Origin of the sequence: Marinobacter nauticus (assembly GCF_003634635.1) — a bacterium.
GTDB classification, from domain to species: Bacteria; Pseudomonadota; Gammaproteobacteria; order Pseudomonadales; family Oleiphilaceae; genus Marinobacter; species Marinobacter nauticus.
In genome coordinates this window covers 682,225-704,494 of the sequence record NZ_RBJB01000003.1, presented here as the reverse complement: position 1 = coordinate 704,494, position 22,270 = coordinate 682,225, and the positions used below count along the sequence as shown (strand labels likewise).

18 protein-coding genes are annotated in these 22,270 nt (G+C 57.0%); 7 read left to right on the top strand and 11 right to left on the bottom strand.

The window, feature by feature from the left end:
- The first annotated feature begins 63 nt into the window (after nt 1–63).
- Entirely contained in the window at nt 64–333 is a 270-nt protein-coding gene (gene rpsO / locus C7436_RS09220) for a 30S ribosomal protein S15 (protein WP_011786757.1), read from the top strand.
- 345 nt (nt 334–678) lie between these two features.
- A complete protein-coding gene (gene pnp / locus C7436_RS09215) occupies nt 679–2,793 on the top strand; it encodes a polyribonucleotide nucleotidyltransferase (protein ID WP_227501251.1) in 2,115 nt (704 codons plus the stop codon).
- 73 nt (nt 2,794–2,866) lie between these two features.
- On the opposite strand, the gene C7436_RS09210 is transcribed toward pnp, so the two are convergent.
- From C7436_RS09210 to C7436_RS09200, 3 genes are all read right to left on the bottom strand, one after another.
- Nucleotides 2,867–3,742: an alpha/beta hydrolase gene (locus C7436_RS09210; RefSeq protein ID WP_121207596.1), complete on the bottom strand. Its 876-nt coding sequence runs from the start codon at nt 3,740–3,742 to the stop codon at nt 2,867–2,869.
- Nucleotides 3,712–5,580, bottom strand: coding sequence for an Lnb N-terminal periplasmic domain-containing protein (locus C7436_RS09205; protein ID WP_121207594.1), 1,869 nt, complete (start codon nt 5,578–5,580; stop codon nt 3,712–3,714). The genes C7436_RS09210 and C7436_RS09205 overlap by 31 nt, the downstream gene beginning before the upstream one ends.
- Nucleotides 5,581–5,659: 79 nt before the next feature.
- On the bottom strand, nt 5,660–6,124 hold the full coding sequence (locus C7436_RS09200; protein ID WP_011786753.1) for a DUF3015 domain-containing protein: 465 nt from the start codon (nt 6,122–6,124) through the stop codon (nt 5,660–5,662).
- A 308-nt stretch (nt 6,125–6,432) separates the two neighbouring features.
- Here C7436_RS09200 and C7436_RS09195 point away from each other — a divergent pair, with 308 nt between their 5' ends.
- Nucleotides 6,433–6,861, top strand: coding sequence for a hypothetical protein (locus C7436_RS09195; protein ID WP_041655081.1), 429 nt, complete (start codon nt 6,433–6,435; stop codon nt 6,859–6,861).
- A gap of 70 nt (nt 6,862–6,931) precedes the next feature.
- Here C7436_RS09195 and C7436_RS09190 read toward each other — a convergent pair whose 3' ends face one another.
- The 6 genes from C7436_RS09190 to C7436_RS09165 all read right to left on the bottom strand — a co-directional run bounded on the left by C7436_RS09190 (nt 6,932) and on the right by C7436_RS09165 (nt 12,948).
- Nucleotides 6,932–7,633, bottom strand: a complete 702-nt coding sequence (locus C7436_RS09190; protein ID WP_011786751.1) for an ABC transporter ATP-binding protein — start codon at nt 7,631–7,633, stop codon at nt 6,932–6,934.
- Between the two features lie 9 nt (nt 7,634–7,642).
- Entirely contained in the window at nt 7,643–8,398 is a 756-nt protein-coding gene (gene livG / locus C7436_RS09185) for a high-affinity branched-chain amino acid ABC transporter ATP-binding protein LivG (RefSeq protein WP_011786750.1), read from the bottom strand.
- Nucleotides 8,399–8,403: 5 nt separating this feature from the next.
- Nucleotides 8,404–9,675 carry a high-affinity branched-chain amino acid ABC transporter permease LivM gene (locus C7436_RS09180; RefSeq protein ID WP_011786749.1) on the bottom strand — a complete coding sequence of 424 codons (1,272 nt, stop codon included), beginning with the start codon at nt 9,673–9,675 and terminating at the stop codon, nt 8,404–8,406.
- Nucleotides 9,675–10,598 carry a high-affinity branched-chain amino acid ABC transporter permease LivH gene (livH, locus tag C7436_RS09175; protein ID WP_014422583.1) on the bottom strand — a complete coding sequence of 308 codons (924 nt, stop codon included), beginning with the start codon at nt 10,596–10,598 and terminating at the stop codon, nt 9,675–9,677. Before livH ends, C7436_RS09180 begins: the two co-directional genes overlap by 1 nt.
- Nucleotides 10,599–10,760: 162 nt before the next feature.
- On the bottom strand, nt 10,761–11,873 hold the full coding sequence (locus C7436_RS09170; protein WP_014422582.1) for a branched-chain amino acid ABC transporter substrate-binding protein: 1,113 nt from the start codon (nt 11,871–11,873) through the stop codon (nt 10,761–10,763).
- Between the two features lie 163 nt (nt 11,874–12,036).
- Nucleotides 12,037–12,948, bottom strand: a complete 912-nt coding sequence (locus C7436_RS09165) for a TPR end-of-group domain-containing protein (RefSeq protein ID WP_014422581.1) — start codon at nt 12,946–12,948, stop codon at nt 12,037–12,039.
- A gap of 175 nt (nt 12,949–13,123) precedes the next feature.
- Between C7436_RS09165 and C7436_RS09160 the strand changes: the two genes are divergently transcribed.
- The gene (locus C7436_RS09160) at nt 13,124–13,648 is read left to right on the top strand and encodes a MarR family winged helix-turn-helix transcriptional regulator (protein WP_221277504.1); all 525 of its coding nucleotides are present in this window, start codon (nt 13,124–13,126) and stop codon (nt 13,646–13,648) included.
- A 47-nt stretch (nt 13,649–13,695) separates the two neighbouring features.
- Here the strand turns inward: C7436_RS09160 and lon are convergent, their stop codons facing one another.
- Complete coding sequence (gene lon, locus C7436_RS09155) at nt 13,696–16,146, bottom strand: endopeptidase La (RefSeq protein WP_121207592.1); 2,451 nt, start codon at nt 16,144–16,146, stop codon at nt 13,696–13,698.
- Between the two features lie 138 nt (nt 16,147–16,284).
- Here lon and trxA point away from each other — a divergent pair, with 138 nt between their 5' ends.
- Both trxA and C7436_RS09145 read left to right on the top strand, forming a co-directional pair.
- Nucleotides 16,285–17,148 carry a thioredoxin gene (gene trxA, locus C7436_RS09150; protein ID WP_023009687.1) on the top strand — a complete coding sequence of 288 codons (864 nt, stop codon included), beginning with the start codon at nt 16,285–16,287 and terminating at the stop codon, nt 17,146–17,148.
- A gap of 59 nt (nt 17,149–17,207) precedes the next feature.
- Nucleotides 17,208–17,528 (top strand): hypothetical protein, encoded by a 321-nt coding sequence (locus C7436_RS09145; protein WP_041657046.1) that lies wholly within the window; start codon nt 17,208–17,210, stop codon nt 17,526–17,528.
- 42 nt (nt 17,529–17,570) lie between these two features.
- On the opposite strand, the gene C7436_RS09140 is transcribed toward C7436_RS09145, so the two are convergent.
- Nucleotides 17,571–18,935, bottom strand: coding sequence for a KamA family radical SAM protein (locus tag C7436_RS09140; protein ID WP_011786741.1), 1,365 nt, complete (start codon nt 18,933–18,935; stop codon nt 17,571–17,573).
- Nucleotides 18,936–19,599: 664 nt separating this feature from the next.
- On the opposite strand from C7436_RS09140, the gene aceE reads away from it, so the two are divergent.
- Nucleotides 19,600–22,263, top strand: coding sequence for a pyruvate dehydrogenase (acetyl-transferring), homodimeric type (gene aceE, locus C7436_RS09135; protein ID WP_011786740.1), 2,664 nt, complete (start codon nt 19,600–19,602; stop codon nt 22,261–22,263).
- Nucleotides 22,264–22,270 lie beyond the last annotated feature (7 nt).

Here is a 22,270-nt window from a genome sequence, read left to right as displayed (position 1 = left end):
GCCGGGCTGTAGAGATGCGCGGTTCGGCTGAATACTTATGCATCGCAACCAATGAGGTGAAATATGGCACTGTCTGCCAGTGAGAAAGCTCAGATCGTTAAAGATTTTCAGCAAGGTGATGGCGATACCGGTTCCCCTGAGGTTCAGGTAGCTCTGCTGAGCGCCAACATCAACAAGCTGCAGGATCACTTCAAGGCCAACAAGCAGGATCACCATTCCCGCCGCGGCCTGATCCGGATGGTAAACCAGCGTCGTAAGCTGCTGGACTACCTCAAGCGCAAGAACGCTGACCGTTACCTGGAACTGATCCAGCGTCTGGGTCTGCGTCGCTAATCCGGTTTAGCGACCTGATGGCTGGCCCGGGGGTTCCCGGGTTCAGCCGTGCTTCTCTCCCGCTCCCTGCCTTGCTCATTCCGAACAAGCAGGAAGCGTTTTTTGCTGCAGTTGATTTGTCTGTGAAACCGAAGGATTTTCCCTGTCACAATGGAAAGCCGCTATTGATAGCAGGTTGTTGAAAAGCCCGGGAACTCTGGCCGGGGTTTTGCAACAGCCTGTTAGCTTTCAGACGGGTTGCCTTTCGGTTCACTGATCAGACTGCTGCAGTTGTTGGAAAATGGCGAATGAATGGGTCATTGGCCAGAATCAAAACCGCTGAAAATGCAGGAGTTTATTGTGGAACTGCAACCACGTATCAAGACATTTGAAATGGGTGGGGAAACCTTCACCCTGGAAACCGGTCGTATTGCCCGTCAGGCAACCGGCGCGGTACTGGTAAGCACCGGCGACACTGCCGTTCTGGGCACCGTTGTTGGCGCCAAAGAGCCCAAGCCGGGCCAGGGCTTCTTCCCCCTGACTGTGAACTACCAGGAAAAAACCTACGCCGCCGGTAAAATCCCGGGTGGCTTCTTCAAGCGTGAAGGTCGTCCGTCCGAGAAAGAGACCCTGACCTCCCGCCTGATCGACCGTCCGATTCGCCCGCTGTTCCCGAACGGCTACATGAACGAAGTTCAGGTTGTGCTGACGGTTATGTCTGCCAGCAAGAACCACGATCCGGATATCGCTGCCATGATTGCTGCATCTGCAGCCCTGGCCATCTCCGGTATCCCGTTCGACGGCCCGATTGGTGCTGCCCGTGTGGGTTACACCAACGAGAAAGGCTACTTCCTGAACCCGACCTTCGAAGAGCTCAGCACTTCCCTGCTGGACATGGTTGTGGCCGGTACCGACGAAGCGGTGCTGATGGTTGAGTCCGAGGCCAAAGGCCTGACAGAGGACCAGATGCTGGGCGCCGTACTGTTCGGCCACCAGGAAATGCAGACTGCGATCACTGCCATCAAGGAATTTGCTGCCGAGAACGGCAAGCCGCGCTGGGAATGGCAGCCCGAGGCGGAAAACACGGAGCTGCTGAACGCCATCAAGGCCGAGTTCGGTGGTGCCATCGAAGAAGCCTACGCTATCCGTGACAAGATGGCCCGTTACGAGCGTCTGGGTGAGATCAAATCTGCTGCCGTTGAAAAACTGGCCGGTGAAGAAGAAGGCCAGCCTTCCGAAGAGGAAGTGAAGAAGTACTTCGGTAAGGTCGAGAAGTCTGTCGTTCGTCTGCAGGTTATCGAAGGCAAGCCGCGTATCGATGGCCGTGACAACAAGACCGTTCGCCCGATCAAGGTGGAAGTTGGCGTACTGCCGTCCGTTCACGGTTCCGCCCTGTTCACCCGTGGTGAGACCCAGGCTATCGTTACCGCTACGCTGGGTACCACCCGTGACGTGCAGATCATCGATGCCCTGGAAGGTGAGCGCAAGGACCCGTTCCTGTTCCACTACAACTTCCCTCCGTACTCCGTAGGTGAAGCTGGCCGCATGGGCAGCCCGGGCCGTCGTGAAATTGGTCACGGTCGTCTGGCCAAGCGTGGTGTAGCCGCGGTTATGCCGACCATCGAAGAGTTCCCGTATGCCATTCGTGCGGTTTCCGAGATCACTGAATCCAACGGTTCCAGTTCCATGGCTTCCGTGTGTGGCTCTTCCCTGGCGCTGATGGATGCTGGTGTGCCGCTGAAGGCGCCGGTGGCCGGTATCGCCATGGGTCTGGTCAAGGAAGGCGACAAGTTCGCGGTCCTGACTGATATCCTGGGTGACGAAGATCACCTGGGTGACATGGATTTCAAGGTTGCCGGTACCAAAGAGGGCGTCACGGCCCTGCAGATGGACATCAAAATTCAGGGTATTACCGACGAAATCATGGAAATCGCCCTGGAGCAGGCCAACGCTGCGCGTCTGCACATCCTGGACGAGATGAACAAAGTGATCGCCGAGCCCCGCGCCGAGCTGTCTGATCGCGCTCCGAGCATCACCACCATCAAGATTCATCCGGACAAGATCCGTGATGTAATCGGTAAGGGTGGCGCAACCATCCGTGGTATTTGCGACGAGACCGGCGCTTCCATCGACCTGGACGACGACGGCAACGTGAAGATCTACGCCGACAACGCTGCGGCCGCACAGGCTGCCGTGAATCGCGTGAAAGAAATCACTGCCGAGATCGAAGTGGGTGCTATCTACAAGGGCCGCGTTGAGCGGATTGTGGACTTCGGTGCCTTTGTTAACATCCTGCCCGGCAAGGATGGTCTGGTGCACATTTCCCAGATCTCCGAGCGCCGTATCGAGAACGTCACTGACGAGCTGAGCGAAGGTCAGGAAGTTCTGGTCAAGGTACTGGATGTGGACAACCGTGGTCGCGTCAAGCTGTCCATGAAGGAAGTCAAAGAAGGCGAGCAGCCGACTGACTTCGCTGACTAAGATCATTCTTGGTTAGAAAAACCCGCCCGGCCTGAAGCCTGGCGGGTTTTTTCGTTTATGGACCTCGTGGCCTCTAAAGGCCTTTTTCCATGAATTCCAGTACTGCCTCCCTGTATGCGGGAATCACAAACGTCGCTGCATGGGGCGTATCGGTCTGCAAGAACTCCTTGGGCTGCTCCGCCGCTTCATACAGCCGCACACCGTGTTCAAACGGAATGATGCCATCCCGAACGCTGTGGATAACCATCACCGGCACCGGTGAGAGGTCAGCGATGCGGTCTGTACCTTCGTAGTCATCCGGGATGGTCCAGCTCAGGGGGTACTGGAATGGCCAGGTGAGCCAGAACTGGTCAAGTTTCTCCCGGGCGATGTAGCGGAAGCCGGAGAAGGTGCCGTCGAGGATGATGCCGTCCAGGGCGGGTTGTTCGTTGCGCTGGGTCCATTCGCTGGCGAGCGCGATGCCCAGAGCTCCACCGAGGCTCTGGCCGAGCAGGTACAGCGGACGGTCTTCGGTGTGTTCCTGATGGGTCAGCCAGCGCAGGCCGGTTTCTACGTCATGCAGGGCGCCTTCGATGTCCGGGGCGCCGGTAGACTGGCCGTAACCCCGATAATCGATGGTGAACACGTTGTAGCCCTGTTCCGGCAGCCAGGCAACGTTGAGGATGTGGGCGCTGACGTTCTGGGCGTTGCCGTGCAGGTAGTATATGGTGCCCTTGGCTGGTTCGTCGGTGAGGGCAGGGAGCCACCAGCCGTGGAGGTTTTCGCCGTCGGCGGTGTCGAGGTAGACGTCCTCAAAATCCAGGTTAAGCCGGTCGGGTGTAATGTAGGTGGCGTTGTCCGGATAGAAGAATACGCTGCTGCAGCCTGTTTGCAGCAACGCTGCGATGGCCAGCAGTGTGACGAGGGTTGTTCTGGCGCTCAGAAGTAGGCGTGTAGGCCGGCTTGCCATGTGCTTTGGTACCTGTCGTAGTGGTCTTCCCGGGTGAATTTGGCGAATAGGCTGAATTCCCGGCCAATGTGCCAGTTGGCTTCGGCGTACAACTGGTCTTGCCGGTGTTGGCTGCTGACGATCCAGGCTTTGGTTTTTACGCCGGTCAGCAGGCTGAAGCGGTTGTTCTGGTGCAGCAGGCCGAGGTCTGCTCCCGGGGCGAAGTCGTAGCCACGTTTGATGTCATCGTCGATTTCTACATCGGCCGTGGCAATGGCGAAGGCCTGTGTGTTCTGGGCGAGGCTCCAGCTGCCGCCGGCTCCGCCTTCGAGATAGGGCGCCAGAACGCGGTCATCGCCGGTGTCCGTGCGGCGGCCGCCAAAACCAACTTGCCAGGAGATCGGTGCAAAGAACTGGTTCCGGGGGCTCAGGGAGCGTATTTCCACGCCGGTGATCTGTTCCACCTGAAGTTCGTCGTTTTTGTGGTAGAGCCTGGCGTCCAGGCGCAGGAACTGAAGTTGTGCACCGGTACGGTAACCGGCGGGCGGATCCAGTACGTCGTGGTAGGCCGGCCGGATGGTCAACTGGGTGAACTCGCTGTGGGCGAGCTGGCCGGAACCGAGGCTCAGGCGAAAGGTGTCATGCCCCTGATCGTCGCGGATCTCCGGTTCGGGCACGTCTGGAAGTTCTGCCGCATCCTCAATCTGGCTGCGGGCGACCAGTAGTTGATGAGACAGCGGCGCCGCGTGTTCCCGGGGCCAGCCTTCGGCTTCGCTCTGGTAGCGTACGTAATCATACGTGGCATCAAGGAGTTGGGCGCGGTCGTCTTTACCAAGCTTACGCACTTCCGGGTCGTTCACTGTCACATAGCCATTGGCCAAGGCTGCGGCGATGGTCTGGTGGTCTGTGGGCAGGCTGTCCAGGCTATGGGCTACCGAGGTGGCGGCAGAGGGGCGGTAATGGATGCTTTCAAGCAGGCCGGCATCTCTCACCCAGCGCACGGTGTCAGACGGGATAGCGTGAGTGCTTACTTCGTCGAGCAGGTCTGTTCCCGGGCGGGCGGCGTCGATCAGGGCTAACAGGCGGTAGGCGCAGTTCTCATCGAAGAAATAGTAATCAAAGTTCTTGTCCTGAATTTCCCAGGTATGGGCCAGCAGGGTGTCAACCTCCTGTTGGTCGAGATTCAGGGTGTACTCCCAGAGATCCCGGTGTTCGATGTCGTTGTACAGCCGGATCATTTCGTAATAGGGCTTGATGGAGGTAATGCCTGGATAGCCCCCGAAAATACCCCGATAGGCAAACAACAACTCGCTGTCATGTTCAGCGGCATCGGCTGCGTAAGAAACAGTATTTGCCAGCAGCAGATCGGTTTCTTCGTCATCCTGGGGGGGATCGAGCCGCAAGAAGGTGTGTCCGAACATGGATGAGGGACTGTTCAGATAGGACGCAGCAAATACCAGGGTGACTTTCTCGGTATTCAGTGTGCCTGCCCATTCCTCGAAAGCGGGGCAGTTTACTGGTGTGTCCGGCAAATCCAGTTGCTCTCTCAGCCAGGCATCCCGGGCCGGGAATCGACAGCGGGCGTGGCTATCACCACCTCCGGGTTGTTGTATGGCCTCCAGGGTGGCTTCCAGCTCGGCTCTGGGCGATGTCTTACCGTTGTCACTCAGAAAGAACGCCGGGTCATCGGCCTGGCTGGTGTAATCGGAACCGAACCTGTCCTGATGATAATGGCCGAGGGTCAGCCAGGTTGGATTGTGATGAAGGTTGTCCGGCAGTTTAACGGATTCTGCCTGCGCCCAGGCAGTACTGCATGCAAGCCATAAAACGGCCTGCCCGATACGGAGGGTAAAGCCCATGGAGTTGGTGTTTCCGGATTAGTGGCTCTGGGGTTTGTGCGCCGTCCATGGCGCCATTCTGTTCCATTGTCGCCAGTAATCAGGCGGCTACGTATTTGCTCAGAGCGTCGTTCTGCTCCAGCAGGGCCACGATGGCGTCTACGGCTTCACCTGAGGTGGTATCAGCGTTGGGGAAAATGGAAGCAAAGTTGTCTTGCAGTACTTTGCGGAAGGTATCACGGTCAGTTTCTTCTACACCCAGCAGGACTGCCAGAGTGTCCAGGTTTTCACCGGAACCGCGGGACATGTCGCGGGCAACCTTGTCGATGTTGCTGTCCATGTACATGGCCATGGATTGAACAGACTGGTTGGTCTGACAGCCCAGAGTGCCGGTGGTCATACCAAAGGTCTGGTTACCGAAGGTTCCATTGGTGGTCGCGGCCAGTACATGTGGCGCAATGCCGGACTGCCCCTTCCAGATCATGGCTCCCACGCCACAGCCGGGCTGGGCGAAAGCCATGGAGGAAGCACCAAGAAGAATTGCACCTGCGATCAGTTTTTTCATTATCCACTCCTTTCTGTGGTTTTGCTTTGTCGCATACCCTGCAGCGGTCTGATTCCCTGGCTGCAAGACAACGGCCAGTATCTGGTTAGGGTTAGAGACCGTCAGTCTGAGTATAGATCAAAACAGGAAAGCGCAAGTGACGTCATTGTTATGGTTTGTTGCCTGTTGACGCCAATCAAAGCGAACACGTGTTCATATTTCCAAATGGAACAATAGATCAGTTTTTAGCCGCTATTGTTATATATGGCGCATTTCAGTATAGTGCGCGCGGCCATGAAGGCCACGTAACAACCTATGGAGAGTTTGTTTTGAAAAAAGCGCTTATTGCATCAACACTCGTTCTGGCCGGCGCTATGTCCGGTTGTTCCTCCCTCAACGTAAGTTCCAGCTCCATGCCTGTTACTGCTCCTCTGCAGACAGACGTGAAAGCAGACGTTGAAGTAGGCGAGAAGATTTCTGGCAAGGCTTCCGTTACCAAGGTTCTGTTCTTCACTATCGGTAGCGACAAGCAGTTCTCTGACGGCGTTTCCTACGGTGGATCCACCGGCGGTGGCCTGCCCTTCGGCGATCCGGTTGCCAAGGCCAAGTCTGCAGCAGCTTACAAGGCCATTGAGTCTTCTGGCGCAGACATCATCGTAGCTCCGCGTTACACCGTTGAAACTGAAGACTTCGTTGTTTTCGGTACCATCAACGTAACCGTTGAAGGCTACAAGGGCACCATCAAGAGCATCAAGTAAGCTGCTTTTGTGAGTCCCAAAAAAAAGCCGGAGCGCTGATGGCCTCCGGCTTTTTTGGTTTCTGGATGGTTTAACCACCCAGGTAGGCATCCCTCACTTCCGGGTTGGCCAGCAGGTTCTTGCCGGTGTCGTGCAGGCGGATACGACCGGTTTCCAGCACATAGCCCCGGTCTGCCAGGCTCAGGGCCTGGTGAGCGTTCTGCTCCACCAGGAACACCGTAATCCCTTCCTCTCTCAACTGGCCGATAATCTCGAAGATCTGCTGAATGATGATCGGCGCCAGCCCCAGTGACGGTTCGTCCAGAATGATCATTCTGGGTTTGCTCATCAGCGCCCGGCCGATGGCCAGCATTTGCTGTTCACCGCCGGACATGGTGCCGGCCCGCTGATGTTCACGCTCTTTCAGCCTCGGGAACAGCTCATAAACGTGATCCTGGCTTTTGCGGATTTCCGATTTGGTGTTGAAGAAACCGCCCATGTGCAGGTTCTCTTCTACCGTCAGCCCGGGAAACACCCGGCGGCCTTCGGGCACAATGGCAATGCCGGAGCGCATGATGTTGGAGGTGGCTTCATTGGTAATGTCGCGGCCTTCCAGAATCACCCGCCCTGAGCTGGCCTGCGGGCTGCCGCAGACGGTCATCAGCAGCGTGGTTTTGCCGGCGCCGTTGGCACCGATCAGTGACACAATCTCGCCCTTCTTCACTTCCACGGACACGCCGTGCAGGGCCTCGATTTTGCCATAGTGGGTATGTACGTCTTCCAGTACCAGCATGGTGTCTCCTCAGGCCTCGCCCAGATAGGCTTTGATCACATCGTCGTTCTGACGAACTTCGTCCGGTGTGCCGGCAGCCAGGGGGCGTCCCTGGTTGATGACAGTAATCCGGTCTGAGATGTCCATAACCAGGCTCATATCGTGCTCAATCAGCAATACGGAAACGTTGTAGTCCTCTTTCAGGCTGACAATCAGCTGGTTGAGGTCTTTGGTTTCCGCCGGGTTCAGGCCTGCGGCTGGTTCGTCCAGCATCAGCAGTTTCGGTTCGGTCACCATGCAGCGTGCAATTTCCAGCCGGCGCTGCTGGCCATAGGCCAGGTTGCCGGCCTCCCGGTTGGCCAGTTCCAGCAGGCCAACCCGATCCAGCCAGTAGGCAGCCCGGTCAAGGGACTTGCGTTCCCGCTCCCGGTAGTCGGGTGTCTTGATCAGGCCGGATATCAGGTTGGTGTTCAGGTGACGATGCTGGGCCACCAGCAGGTTTTCCACCACGGTCATCTGGCCGAACAGGCGCACGTGCTGGAAGGTGCGCACCATGCCCAGTCGGGAAATCTTGTAGTCCGGTTTACCCTGGACTTCATTTCCCTCAAACAGGATTTTCCCGCCCGTGGGCTTGTAAAAACCACTGATGCAGTTGAAGACCGTGGTTTTGCCGGCCCCGTTGGGGCCGATGATGGAGACTATTTCGTGTTCCTGCACGTCCAGGCTTACCTGGTCGACTGCCAGCAGGCCGCCGAAGCGCATGGACAGATTCTGTACTTCTAGCATGTCTGTCACTCCTGGCGTCTGAGTTCAATGTGAATGCGGCGCATGGGCATCAGCCCCTGTGGCCGCCAGACCATCATCAGTACCATGGCGGCGCCGAAAACCAGCATCCGGTAGTCGGAAAACTCCCGGGCCAGTTCCGGCAGGATGGTCACGGCAACGGCGGCAAGCACGACGCCCAGCTGCGAGCCCATGCCGCCGAGCACCACGATCGCCAGGATGATGGCAGACTCAAGGAACACAAACGACTCCGGGCTGATGAAGCCCTGTTTGGAGGCAAACACCGTGCCGGCAAACCCGGCAAAGAAAGCGCCAATGGTAAAGGCGGAGAGTTTCACCGCCGTGCGGCTCAGGCCCAGGGAGCGGGCTGCAATCTCGTCTTCCCGCAGGGCTTCCCAGGCACGACCAACGGGCATGCGCATGAACCGGCGGATGATCAGGGCTGTAATGACGGCCAGAACCAGAGCGATCAGGTAAAGGAAAATCACCTTGTGCTCACCGCTGTAGGCTATGCCGAAGGTCTCATGGAAGGAGGTGTTGCCTTCCTCGCGTACCCGGCGGCCAAATTCCATGCCGAACAGGGTGGGGTCGGGAATGCCCCCAATGCCGTTGGGGCCGCCGGTGACGGCCGTCCAGTTGTTGAGCAGAATCCGGATGATTTCACCAAAGCCGAGCGTAACTATAGCGAGATAGTCGCCTCGTAACCGCAGCACAGGGAAGCCGAGAACCAGGCCAAACAAGGCGGCCAGGCAGGCCCCGATAGGCAGCGCCATCCAGAAGGAAATGCCGGCATACTGGGACAGCAGGGCAAAGGTGTAGGCGCCAACCGCGTAGAACGCCACGTAGCCAAGGTCCAGCAGTCCCGCAAGACCGACCACGACGTTCAGTCCCAGTGCCAGCATAACGTAGATCAGAACCAGAGTGGCCAGATCCACAGCACCTCGGGAAACGAAGAAGGGCCAGAACAGAGCCAGCACGACAATGCCGGTAAGCACCCAGGATTCGATTTTCGCCCGTTTGTTCTCGGCCATCGGCTCCTTCTGGGTTTTGGGCATTGGACTGGGGATGCTCTTGAGCCCGCCCATGATCTGGTCCCGGAACAACTGGAACAGGAACACGACCACCGCGGCCAGCAACACGAGGACGACTGTGCTGGTGTCGGCGCCGGTAAGGGTCACGCTGATGCCCTGGGCTTCCAGGTTAAAGCCGATGATCGGGTAGGAAATGATCAGTGTGATGATCGCGCAGAAGAGCGCGTGTCGAAAATTGTTGGCAGCCATCAGATCTTCTCAACCTCCGGTTTGCCCAGCAGTCCGGTGGGTTTGAACAGCAGAATCAGAATGAGCAGGCTGAACGACACCACATCTTTGTATTCACCACTCAGATAGCCCGAGGTCATGCTCTCGGCAACGCCGAGGATGAGGCCGCCCAGCATGGCGCCGGGAATGCTGCCAATACCGCCAAGAACAGCTGCGGTGAAGGCTTTCAGGCCGGCAATAAAGCCGAAGAGCGGATCTACTGAACCGTAATACATACCCAGCAGCAGACCGGCGACGGCAGCGAGCGCGGCACCAATCACGAAGGTGGCTGAAATGATGCGGTTGGTGTCGATGCCCAGCAGGTTCGCCATGCCCAGATCCTGCGAGACCGCGCGACAGGCCCTGCCGATACGGGAGCGGGAGATGAACAGGGAAAGAGCCGTCATACAGATCAGGGTGGTGATAAAGATGGTGATCTGAATGTAGGAGATGGACATCGGGAAGGTATCTTCGGAGCCGAACTGGAAACCACCTTCAATCAATGCCGGGAAGCCGATGTTGCGGGAGCCCTGGGCGAGGTGGACATAGTTCTGCAGAAAGATGGACATGCCGATGGCGGAGATCAGCGGAATCAGGCGGTGCCGCCCGCGTACCGGCCGATAGGCTACCCGTTCCACGGCCCATCCCATGGAGCTGGAGACAATCACCGCACATATGAGTGCAACGATCAGTACCAGTGGTAACCAGGCGATACCGAGGGTGGCCAGGCCGGTTATGGCGATCAGCGCGGTGTAGGCGCCGATCATGTAAACCTCACCATGGGCAAAGTTGATCATGCCGATGATGCCGTAAACCATCGTGTAGCCGATGGCGATCAGGGCGTAAGTGCTCCCGATCGTCAGCCCGTTAATGAGCTGTTGAAAAAAATACAGGAGGTCTTGCATGTTTGTGGAACTCCGAAAGCCCGCTCCCTCGCCTGGCTGCGACCGATCACCGGTGTCGCCGGTGCGGATGCAGTGAGGGTCTGCAGGAGCCCAGAAAAACACCTTCCCCCGGATCGCGGTGGGAAGGTGCTCTCATTATTACCGTTAGTTAACGATTTTGGCTCAGTTTACCGGAGTTTTACTGCCATCTGAATGCCATTCGTACACTACAAACTCGAACGACTTCATGTCGCCGGCTTTGTCGTACTGAACGGTGCCGATGGGGGTCTCGAAGCTTCCGGTACGAAGGGCCTGGGCCACATCGAACGGATCTTTTGAGTCGGCCGCTTCAATGCCTTCCGCAATCAGCTGTACGGCGGTATAGGAGGTGAGTACGAAGGGGCCGGAGGGATCTTCACCTTTGGCATCAAAGGCCGCGATCAGCTCCTGGTTTTCCTCTTTCTGGTCGAAGCTGGGGGGCAGGGTAACCAGCAGGCCTTCGGCGGCTTCACCCGCGATGGTGTTGATGTCTTTGTTACCCACGCCTTCCGGGCCCATGAACTTGGCATCTACGTCAGACTGGCGTGCCTGGCGGAGGATCAGGCCCAGCTCAGGGTGGTAGCCACCGTAGTACACGTAATCGACGTCAGCCTGTTTGATTTTGGTGACAAGGGAAGAGAAGTCCTTGTCACCGGCGGTAATGCCTTCAAACATGGCAATTTCGATGCCGGCATCCTGCAGGGTGTCGCGTACCGCCGTGGCAATACCTTCACCATACTGCTGTTTGTCGTGAACGATGGCCACGCGCTCCGGGCCCTGGCTGGCAATGTAGTTGCCGGCAACCGGCCCCTGCATGCTGTCCAGGCCGATGGTACGGAACACCAGTTCGTAGCCGCGCTCGGTGATTTCCGGGCTGGTGGAGGCCGGAGTGATCATCAGAATGCCTTCGTCTTCATAGATGTCAGACGCCGGCTGGGTAGAGCTCGAGCACAGGTGGCCCACCACGTAGCGAACACCTTCATTGACCAGGCGGTTGGCAACGGTAACGGCCTGCTTCGGGTCGCACACGTCGTCCACTTCAACGGCCACCAGGTCTTCGCCCATAACACCACCGGCAGCGTTAATCTGCTCGATGGCCATGCGGGCACCAGAGAACTGCATGTCACCGTACTGGGCAACGGGGCCGGTCATCGGGCCGGCGATACCAACTTTGATTTCAGCGGCGGCCTGGCCGGCAGCCATCAGAGCAACGGACGCGCCTACAGCGGTAGCGAGTTTCTTTACGGAGGTTTTCATCGTGTTTTTCCTGTTTGTGTCAGGGTTATTCTTATGTTCTCAGAGACTTAAACAAACACCACAGTCTGTTGCTTGTCAAGCAAATCAGGCCAGGGTGTCTGCTCTGGAACACGGCGCAGCTATCGGGAAAGAATTAGCAAGCGCCGTGCCGTCCTGAGCAGTGTCACGCGTCCGTGCTGTCGTCCTTATTTTGAAAGACAAGATTCCTGAAACTTTCGTGATCGTGCAGGTGTTCGAAGCTCGGGTCAACCGATGCGTCGTCCCGATAGGCTTCCGAGATCTCAATGGCTTTTTCCAGATTGCTGACGGCATCTTCCCAGCGGCCAATCTCGGCATAGGCGCACGCCAACTGGTAGTGTGCGTGGCCATTGTCTGGTGCCAGTTTCAGTGCGCGCTGGCACAAGCTGATGGCCCAGAGGGGCTCCTGCATTTCGAGTACGGCGTCGGCTTTATAGCTCAATGCCTCAACATCGTCCGGGCGCAGGTCCAGAATCTGGTCGTAGGCGGCGATCTTGTTCTGCTGCGAGGTTTCCTGGCTTGCCTTCAACCAGAGCGCGTGCACTTCGTTGGTGCGCTCAATCTCGGCCTGGTTCTGATGGATGATCTCGGACTTCTGCTGCAGTTGTTCTTCAATGGCCTTCAGGCGTTGTTCGTATTCCACCACCAGTTCGTTCACACGTTTCTCGGCCAGGCTGGTCAGCTGGTTACGCATGTCGCGGATGGAGTTCCAGCCAATGACAACCAGGATGGAAGTGGCGCCGGCGATCAGGTAGAAAAAGTAAGTCACCGTGTCGGTGGCGTAGGACATGGTTTTGTCGGCCACGGACAGTTCCTTGTCTACTACTTTCTCGATCAGTTCGGCCCGGGTATTTTGCATCTCCTGGCGCAACGCCTTGGTTTCCTCCAGCAGATAGAGTTCCACAAACGGCGTGTACATGGGTTTTTCCAGGGTGCGTGTGCTTTCCTCCAGGTCTTCCGCGGTCAGTTCTTCTTCCGGGCCGAGCTGTTGTTGCTGGGCAAACGCCTGGCCGGCAAAAGTGAGCACGAGGGCGAACATGAGGTAATACCTGATCATTAACCAGATCCATCAGTCAGTGAATTGAAGCGATTGCTGACCTTAGCATAGTGGCTGGCAGAAATAATGCTGCATTGCCCACCGAAAGGGGGAATGCCAACAAGAAAGCAAGCTAGTAAAACTGCACACTTGCAATCCTTGGTGCGAAGACCTCTAATAATTAGTGGTATAAATAATGGTCAGAAATCTCTTCCGGGGGACGGATGTGAACAGCTATGAGCAGGTTTTGGTGGCATTGCGCCGGGTAATCCGGGCCACGGATCTTCATTCCAAGCGACTCAGCAAGCACGCCGGGCTTACCGGCCCCCAGTTGCTGATCATGCGCACTATCCGGGATATGGGTGAGGTTACGATCGGCACGATTGCCGAGAACGTGAGTCTCAGCCAGGCCACGGTGACGACCATTCTCGACAGACTGGAGCATCGCAAACTGGTGTACCGGGTTCGCAGCACGAGAGACAAGCGCAAGGTTCACGCCCATCTCACGGAGGAAGGTGCTGAGATTCTGGCTCGTGCGCCCAACCCTCTGCAGGAGGACTTCATCCAGAAGTTTCAGAGCCTGGCGGAATGGGAGCAGACCATGATTCTGGCCTCGTTGCAGCGCGTGGCCAACATGATGGATGCTGATGATATTGATGCTTCACCGGTGCTGACCGTTGGTTCGGTTCTGAAAGACGACGGCTGGAAAGAAAAGCCCTGAACTGGTTTTGAGGCCGGCCCTGATCAAGGGCCGGCCTCAGCAGTTCATTAATGAACGCTTGATCCCTGCTTCGGCTTGTTGCCAAAACACACCTGGAACACATCGTTGTAGTGTTTGGCAAAGTTCACCGAGATACCTTCTTTCAGATAATCGGGAAGCTCCTCGTAATCCCCGCGATTCGCTTCCGGCAGGATCAGGTTATTGATCTTCTGTCGGCGTGCCGCAATCACCTTTTCCCGAATGCCACCCACGGGCAGGACCTGCCCGGTTAACGTCAGTTCCCCGGTCATGGCCAGGTTCTGTTGCGGTGCTTCCTTGCGGGCAATGGACAACAGGGCGGTGGCCATGGTGATGCCGGCGCTCGGCCCGTCTTTTGGCGTTGCACCCTCGGGCACGTGCAGGTGGACAAAGGATTTGTCGAAGAAAGTCGGGTCACCCTTGAACCGCTTGAGGTTGGAGGACACGAAGCTGTAGGCGATTTCGGCCGATTCCTTCATCACATCTCCCAGTTGTCCGGTGAGCTTGAAGCCCCGCTGGCTGCTGTGAATGCGTGAGGCCTCAATGCTGAGAGTGGCGCCGCCCATGGCGGTCCAGGCCAGGCCCGTCACCACGCCGGTGCCTTTCAGGGACTTCTCCTTCTTGAATGCCGGCTGGCCGAGATAGTCGGTCAGATCGCCAACACCCACTCGAACCGGGTCATCCGGGTTTTCCAGCAGGCGCACGATGCCCTTGCGGACAATCTTGTGCAGCAGCTTCTCCAGATTCCGCACGCCGGCTTCCCGGGCGTAGCCCTCAATCACCTGGCGAATGGCAGCGTCGCTGATGTTCAGCTGCTTCTTCAGCAGGCCCGCCCGTTTGAGCAAGCGAGGTACCAGGTAATGTTTGGCAATGGCCAGTTTTTCTTCGCCGATGTAGCCGGACAGGCGGATCACGTCCATCCGGTCCAGCAGCGGCCGGGGGATCGTGTCCAACTGGTTGGCGGTACAGATGAAGAGCACTTTCGAGAGGTCCATGCGCACATCCAGGTAGTGATCCAGGAACTCCCTGTTCTGTTCCGGGTCCAGGGTTTCCAGCAAGGCTGAGGCCGGGTCGCCCTGGTAAGAGCTGCCGATCTTGTCGATCTCGTCGAGCATGATCACCGGGTTGGCCACTTTGCTGTCTTTCAGGGCCTGTACGAACTTTCCGGGCATGGCGCCGATGTAGGTGCGACGGTGTCCCTTGATTTCGGCTTCATCCCGCATGCCGCCCACGCTGAAACGGTAGAACTCCCGGCCCAAGGCATCCGCCACCGAATGGCCGATAGAGGTTTTACCGACCCCGGGCGGGCCGACCAGCAGCAGTATGGAGCCGCTCACTTCGCCCTTGAACGTGCCTTCAGCCAGAAATTCAATGATCCGGTCCTTTACATCGTCCAGGCCGTCATGGTCCCGGTCCAGAATCTTGCGGGCCTCGGCCAGATCAAAATGATCCTGTGAATGCACGCCCCAGGGTACCTGCGTTATCCAGTCCAGATAGTTGCGGGTTACCCCGTATTCCGGTGAGCCCTGCTCCAGCACCTGCAGTTTCTGGATTTCATCCTTGAATCGCTCCTGCACGGCCTCCGGTGGGTTCAGTTTCGCCATTCGCTCTTCGAAGCGTTCCACGTCCGCCGTCTTGTCATCCTTGGCAATGCCAAGCTCCCGCTGGATCACTTTCAACTGCTCGCGCAGGAAAAACTCCCGCTGGTGCTTCTGCACCTTCTCGTTTACTTCCTCGTTGATCTCGGATTGCAGGCGGGCGACCTCCTGCTCCTTACGCATCAGCAACAGTACTTTTTCCATGCGCCGGAGCAGGGGCACGGTATCAAGAACATCCTGCAGTTCGCGACCCGGAGCGCTGGTCATGGATGCGCCGAAGTCCGCAAGGGGTGAGCTGTCATCGGGCCCGAAGCGGGACAGATATTGCTTCACTTCTTCGCCATAAAGCGGGTTGGTGCGCAGCAGTTCCTTGATGGCGCTGATGATGGCCAGGGTGTAGGCCTTGAGTTCGTCGGCCGGTTCTTCGGGCTCCTGTGGGTATTCGACTTCCACCAGATAAGGTGGGCGACGGCGAAGCCACTGGACAATTCTGAACCGTTGCAGACCCTGGGCAATGAACTGAACCTTGCCACTCTCATTCTGGGCTTGATGCACGCGCACGGCGCAGCCCATGGTCTCAAGGTCTTCACTCTCCGGAATGCCGTTTTCGGCTTCTGGATTCTCGACAAAGCAGATGCCCAGAACCCGATGATCGGTTTCACCAACCCGCTTCAGGGTTTCCTGCCAGGGGTCCTGGTTGACCATGACCGGCTGTACCTGAGCAGGAAAGAACGGCCGGTTGGAGACCGGCAGAATATACATGCGCTGCGGCATAACCTGTTGTGGCAGCGCCAGGCTCTTGCTGTTTTCGTCTTTGCCGATGTATTCGGTCACGTCTTCTTCAAATTCTTCCAGGGAGTCTTTGCGGTTCTCGTCATTCATACCGGATTGCTCTCAAGGCGTGAGTGGTTAAAGACCTATGTAACGACAAAAGCCGGGTTTTCAAGCTGGCTTGATTTTTCCGCCGCTGGCTCCATATCTTCAGACAATTTCATTCATTCTGGTTCAGGTTCCCGACATATGAGCAATTCGCCGCATATCTTTGATGCCACCGCCGACAACTTTCAGCAGAAAGTGATGGAAGCCTCTGCCACCACGCCGATTCTGGTGGATGTATGGGCGGAGTGGTGTGCGCCCTGCAAACAGCTGATGCCGATTCTGCAAAAGCTGGCGGAGGAATATCAGGGTAATTTTCAGCTGGCCAAGGTGAATGCCGACGAACAGCAGGAACTGACGGCCTCCCTGGGAGTGCGCAGTCTGCCGACCATCATTCTGGTGAAGAATGGTCAGGCTGTGGACGGTTTTAATGGCGCCTTGCCCGAGAGCGAAATCCGCAAGATTCTGGAAAAGCACATCGAAGCCCCGGCGGAAGATCCTTACGAGAAAGCCCATGCTCTTTGGGAAGCCGGTGATGTGGACGGAGCTCTGGCCATCCTCACGGAGCTGAACCGGAAAGACCCGGAAAACCTGGATGTGCTGATTGATCTGGCCCAGTTGAAGGCCGAGCAGGGCGATCTGGATACCGCGGAGCAGGTGCTCAACAGCCTGCCGCCGGAAGAAAAAATGCAGCATAAAGCCAAACAGCTGGCGGCGAGGGTGAAGTTCCTCAAGCAGTCGGGTGAACTGCCCGCGCAGGCGGAGTTGGAGGCAAAACTGGAGGTCAATCCGAAAGATCCTGAGGCTCTGCATCAGTTGTCCCTGCACATGGTTTTGCAGGATAAAAACGCGGAAGCCATGGATTTGCTGATCCGGCTGATGCAGGCCGATAGCACCTACAAGGACGGCGTCGCCAAAACCACATTGGTGGAGCTGTTTGAAAAACTGGGCAACAACAATCCGGATGTGCGCACGTATCGTAGGAAGCTGTATACCCTGATGCACTGAACCGGTTAGACGGTGAGCCGGTCGGTAGCATCGCTGACTGGCTCAATTATCTCTCCACGATGCTGAAACTCCCTCCCCAGCCCGACCATTGTGAGCTTTGCGAACGCCCGGTGGCAAAGCTCACAAGGCATCACCTGATACCCAGGCATCTGCATCGCAAGAAGCGCTTTCAGAAACTGTTTTCCAGGGAAGAGTTGATCACCCGTACGCTTTGGGTCTGTCGTCCGTGCCATAACGCGATTCACAGGGCGTGTTCGGAGTATGAGCTGGGGCTGAATTACAACTCGAGGGAGAAGCTGCTGGAGCTCGAAGAGGTGAGGGTGTTTGTTGAATGGATTCGGGAAAAGCCAGCGGGGTTTGTGCCTAAGAAGGGGCGGTAAGCAGGCCCGTCACGGAAACGGGCCTGATCTTAAGTCAACGCCTCAGGCGTTACCGTTCTTCATGGCTTCAAATTCATCTTCAAAGAAGAATTTTTCCTCTCCGAAGGCGGGCTCGAGCTCATGCAGCCAGGTGGCCGTTTCGCTGTATTTGGCGAAGAACGGTCGCTGCACCCAATCCGGGTTGCGGCCTTGCAGGAAGCGCAGTACGAAGACCTTCTCGCCATTGATTTCGGTGATGCCCTGGATCTCCACCTTGCCGGGACCGGCGCTCATGCTGGGGCCGCGGGCAGTGCGGGCCAGGCCGCTGACCTGCTTCATGGCCTCACGATAGATGTGATAAGCCTCGGCCAGGGGGACCTCGAAGTAGTTCTTGGCACCGGTATCCCGCTCTACAAACATGTAGTAGGGGATGATGCCCAGCTTCACTTCTTTCTTCCACAGCTTGGCCCAGGCATCGGCATCGTCGTTCACATGCTTGATCAGCGGGCCCTGGGCGCGGATCTCGGCACCGGTGGCGCGAATGCGGCGGATGGCCTCTTCCGCGATGTCGGTGGTGATCTCCTGCCAGTGGTTGTAATGGGCCATGATGGCCACGTGTTTGCCGCCATCAACCAGCCTGGCGAACAGTTCGATCAGTTCGTCGGCGTCCTTGTCGGTCACGAAGCGATAGGGCCAGAAAGTCAGGGCCTTGGTGCCGATGCGGATGGTCTGGATATGATCGAACTCTGGCTGCAGCAGCGGTTCCAGGTACTGCACCAGGTTTTTGGTCTTCATTACCATCGGGTCGCCGCCGGTGACCAGCAGGTCGGTCACTTCGGTGTGCTCCTGCAGATAGCCGTGCAGTTTCTCGGCGTCGGTGCTGGCCATCTTCAGGTCCTTGTCACCGACAAACTGCGCCCAGCGGAAACAGAAGGTGCAGTAGCTGTGGCAGGTCTGGCCCTGGGACGGGAAGAACAGCACGGTTTCGCGGTACTTGTGCTGCACGCCGTCCAGCACCTCTCCGTCCAGTTCCGGCATGTTCATTTCCATCTGCCCGGCCGGGTGCGGGTTCAGTGCGTCGCGGATTTCCTTGGCAGCGGCCTGGATGTCTTTCTTGTCGGCGCCTTCCCGGTGCAGTTGCGCCATGCGCTCGTAGTGTTCGTCCTTGAGCATGCCTTTCTGTGGAAAGACCAGCTGATAGATCGGGTCGTTGGGCACCTTGTCCCAGTTGATCAGTTCGTTGATCACATATTCGTTAACCCGGAAGGGCAGCACGCTGGCCACCACTTTCATTTCAAACAGGGTTTCCTCGGGGAGATTCTGGATCGCCTCAATCTTGTCGAGCTGGCGGTCGGTAAAAACCTTGAACCGGCGCTCCTCGAATTCCTGAACCGGAATTCGGTTCGGAAAGGTGACGATGGAGTTCATGGATCGCCCTCTGTTGTGAGCCAAAGACAAAAGGAGGTGTGCCTCCTTCACTGGTTAAAAAACGGGCAGGCAAGTATACATAAATCATAATTTATTTTCAGGTCTAATTAATAAAACGGAGGTCCGGGCGAGGGTTTTCGGTCGTTCAGTCGGTATTAGCGCCTATTTGTCGTTAAAGGCTGCGAAAAGTCGTGAACGACAGTTTTAGATTATTCTTAGTGTGTTGATGTAAATGAACGCTGGGAGAGGATTCGACCTTGGTCGGAGATCGGTTGTTTCGTGATCGGAATATCGCCATTATTGCGTAAGTAATCTAAATAAATGGCGGCTATCTGCCATTCAAACAGGTGTATGTTTGTTTCTTAGTGTCATTTTGTAGTAAAAGAACGAAAGTTTTGCTTCTGCTGGATAGTCAGGGCTGGCAGAACCATTTTCCGCGCAATCGGTCCGTGCCAAAAGCCATACCGATAACCGTTCGCGCGGCAGGAAAAATGAGAAAGCTGTTCTATGCTTGAGAGAGGTCAATCACGCAGCTCAGCCTTTCTTACAAGCTGACGTTTCCACAAAAAAATACTGCATACCATCGCAGCTTATCGACTTCGCACCGTCTTTGGTCGCTGATCGTGGCCGGCGTTGCACCTTTTGATGCCAAGGGGAGGGTTTGATGTACCAGGATGATGATCCCATTGAAACCAGTGAATGGCTGGATGCGCTGGAATCTCTGATCGAGAACGAAGGCGTAGACCGTGCCAAATACATTCTTGAACGGCTTTCCGAGCGAGCCAGCCGCGATGGCACTGAACTGCCTTATTCCATAACCACGCCATTCCGTAACAGCATCCCTGTGACCCAGGAATCTCGCATGCCGGGCGATCTGTTCATGGAACGTCGCATTCGCTCGCTGATTCGATGGAACGCCATGGCCATGGTGGTGCGCGCCAACAAGCGCCCGGGTGACCTTGGTGGCCACATTTCCACTTTCTCCTCAGCAGCCACTCTGTACGATGTGGGCTTCAACTATTTCTTTCATGGCGGTGGTGAGGACCGTGCTTCAGACCTGGTGTATTTCCAGGGCCACGCGTCGCCGGGCATCTATGCCCGTTCTTTCCTGGAAGGTCGCTTCAGCGAAGAGCAACTGGACAAGTATCGCGAAGAAGTCGATGGCGAAGGCCTGTCTTCTTATCCACACCCCTGGCTGATGCCGGATTACTGGCAGTTCCCGACGGTTTCCATGGGACTTGGGCCAATTCAGTCCATCTACCAGGCCCACGTCATGAAGTACCTGCACAGTCGCGAGCTGATCGACATGGACGGCCGCAAAGTGTGGGCGTTTGTCGGTGACGGCGAGTGCGACGAACCGGAAACTCTGGGCTCCATCTCCAAGGCGGGCCGCGAGAAACTGGATAACCTGATCTGGGTGGTCAACTGCAACCTGCAGCGCCTGGATGGCCCGGTTCGGGGTAACGGCAAGATCGTACAGGAGCTGGAAGGTGTGTTCCGTGGCGCTGGCTGGAACGTTATCAAGGTGGTCTGGGGCCGAATGTGGGATCCGCTGTTCGACAAAGACGAAGACGGCGTGATGCAACGGGCCATGGACGAGCTTTGCGATGGCGAACTTCAGAACCTGACGTTCAAGGGCCCCGCCTATACCCGCAAGGAATTCTTCGGCAAGCATCCGGAGCTGGCCAAGCTGGCGGAAAACCTGTCGGACGAGGATATCAGCAAGCTGAACCGCGGCGGCCACGACCCTTACAAGGTCTACGCGGCTTATCACAAGGCCGTGAACCAGGCCAACGGCAAGCCGACTGTGATTCTTGCCCACACCATCAAGGGCTATGGTTTTGGTGCGGCGGGCGAAGCCCAGAACACCGCGCACTCTTTGAAGAAGCTGGACATCGATACCCTGAAAGCGTTCCGGGATCGTTTCGGTGTGCCGCTGAAAGACGAAGAACTGGAAGACGTACCTTATTACCGTCCGGCGCCGGACAGCCCGGAGCTGGTCTATATGAAGAAGCGCCGGCAGGAGCTGGGTGGTTTCTATCCCAAGCGCAACAAGGATTGCCAGCCGCTGCAGATTCCCGAACTGGATATCTTCAAGCAGGTGCTGGAAGGGTCTGACGGCCGTGAGATCTCTACTACCATGGCCTTTGTCCGCATTCTGAGTGCCCTGGTCAAAGACAAGCGCATCGGCAAGCGCGTCGTGCCTATCGTGCCGGACGAAGCCCGTACTTTCGGTATGGAAGGCATGTTCCGTCAGTTGGGTATCTACACGGCGGAAGGCCAGAAGTACGTGCCTCAGGATCGTGACCAGATCATGTACTACCGGGAAGACAAGAAGGGGCAGATCCTGCAGGAAGGCATCAATGAAGACGGTGCCATGTCCACCTGGATGGCGGCGGCTACGTCATACAGCACCAACAGTTTCCCGCTGATTCCGTTCTACGTGTTCTACTCCATGTTCGGCTTCCAGCGGGTAGGAGACCTGGCCTGGGCCTCAGGCGACATGCAGGCCCGCGGCTTCCTGATTGGCGGCACTGCCGGCCGGACTACTCTGAACGGTGAGGGCTTGCAGCACCAGGACGGTCACAGCCACATTCTGGCCAACACCATTCCCAACTGTAAGGCCTACGACCCGGCTTACGGCTACGAGATGGCCGTGGTGATCCGTCATGGTATGAAGGAGATGTTTGAAGATAACCAGAACGTCTTCTACTACCTGACTATCGAAAACGAGAACTACGAACAGCCGGCGATGCCGAAAGACTCTGAAGACGGCATCATTAAGGGCATGTACAAGTTCGAGTCGGTGGAAACCAAGGGCCGCAAGAAGAGCCCGCGGGTTCAGCTGCTGGGCTCGGGCGCGATCATGAACGAGGTCCGTGCCGCGGCGCAGATGCTGAAGGACGACTGGGGTGTGGCCTCGGATGTCTGGAGTGTCACCAGCTTCAACGAACTGGCCCGTGATGGCCAGCATGTGGAGCGCTGGAACCACCTGCACCCGGATGACAAGCCGCGCAAGGCCTATGTTACGCAGTGCCTGGAAAAGGCTCAGGGCCCTGTGGTGTCGTCTACCGATTACATCAAACTGCACTCTGAGCAGTTGCGGGCATTCATCCCGAAAACCTACATGACCCTGGGCACCGACGGTTTCGGCCGCAGCGATACCCGCGAGAAGCTCCGTAACTTCTTCGAGGTGGATCGTTACTATGTGGCGGTGACTGCACTGGCCGCCCTGGCTAAAGATGGTGAGATCAAACAGGAGCAGGTTCTCGAAGCCATGCGCAAGTACGGAATCGATCGCAACAAACCGAACCCGGTGCTGAGCTAAGGAGACC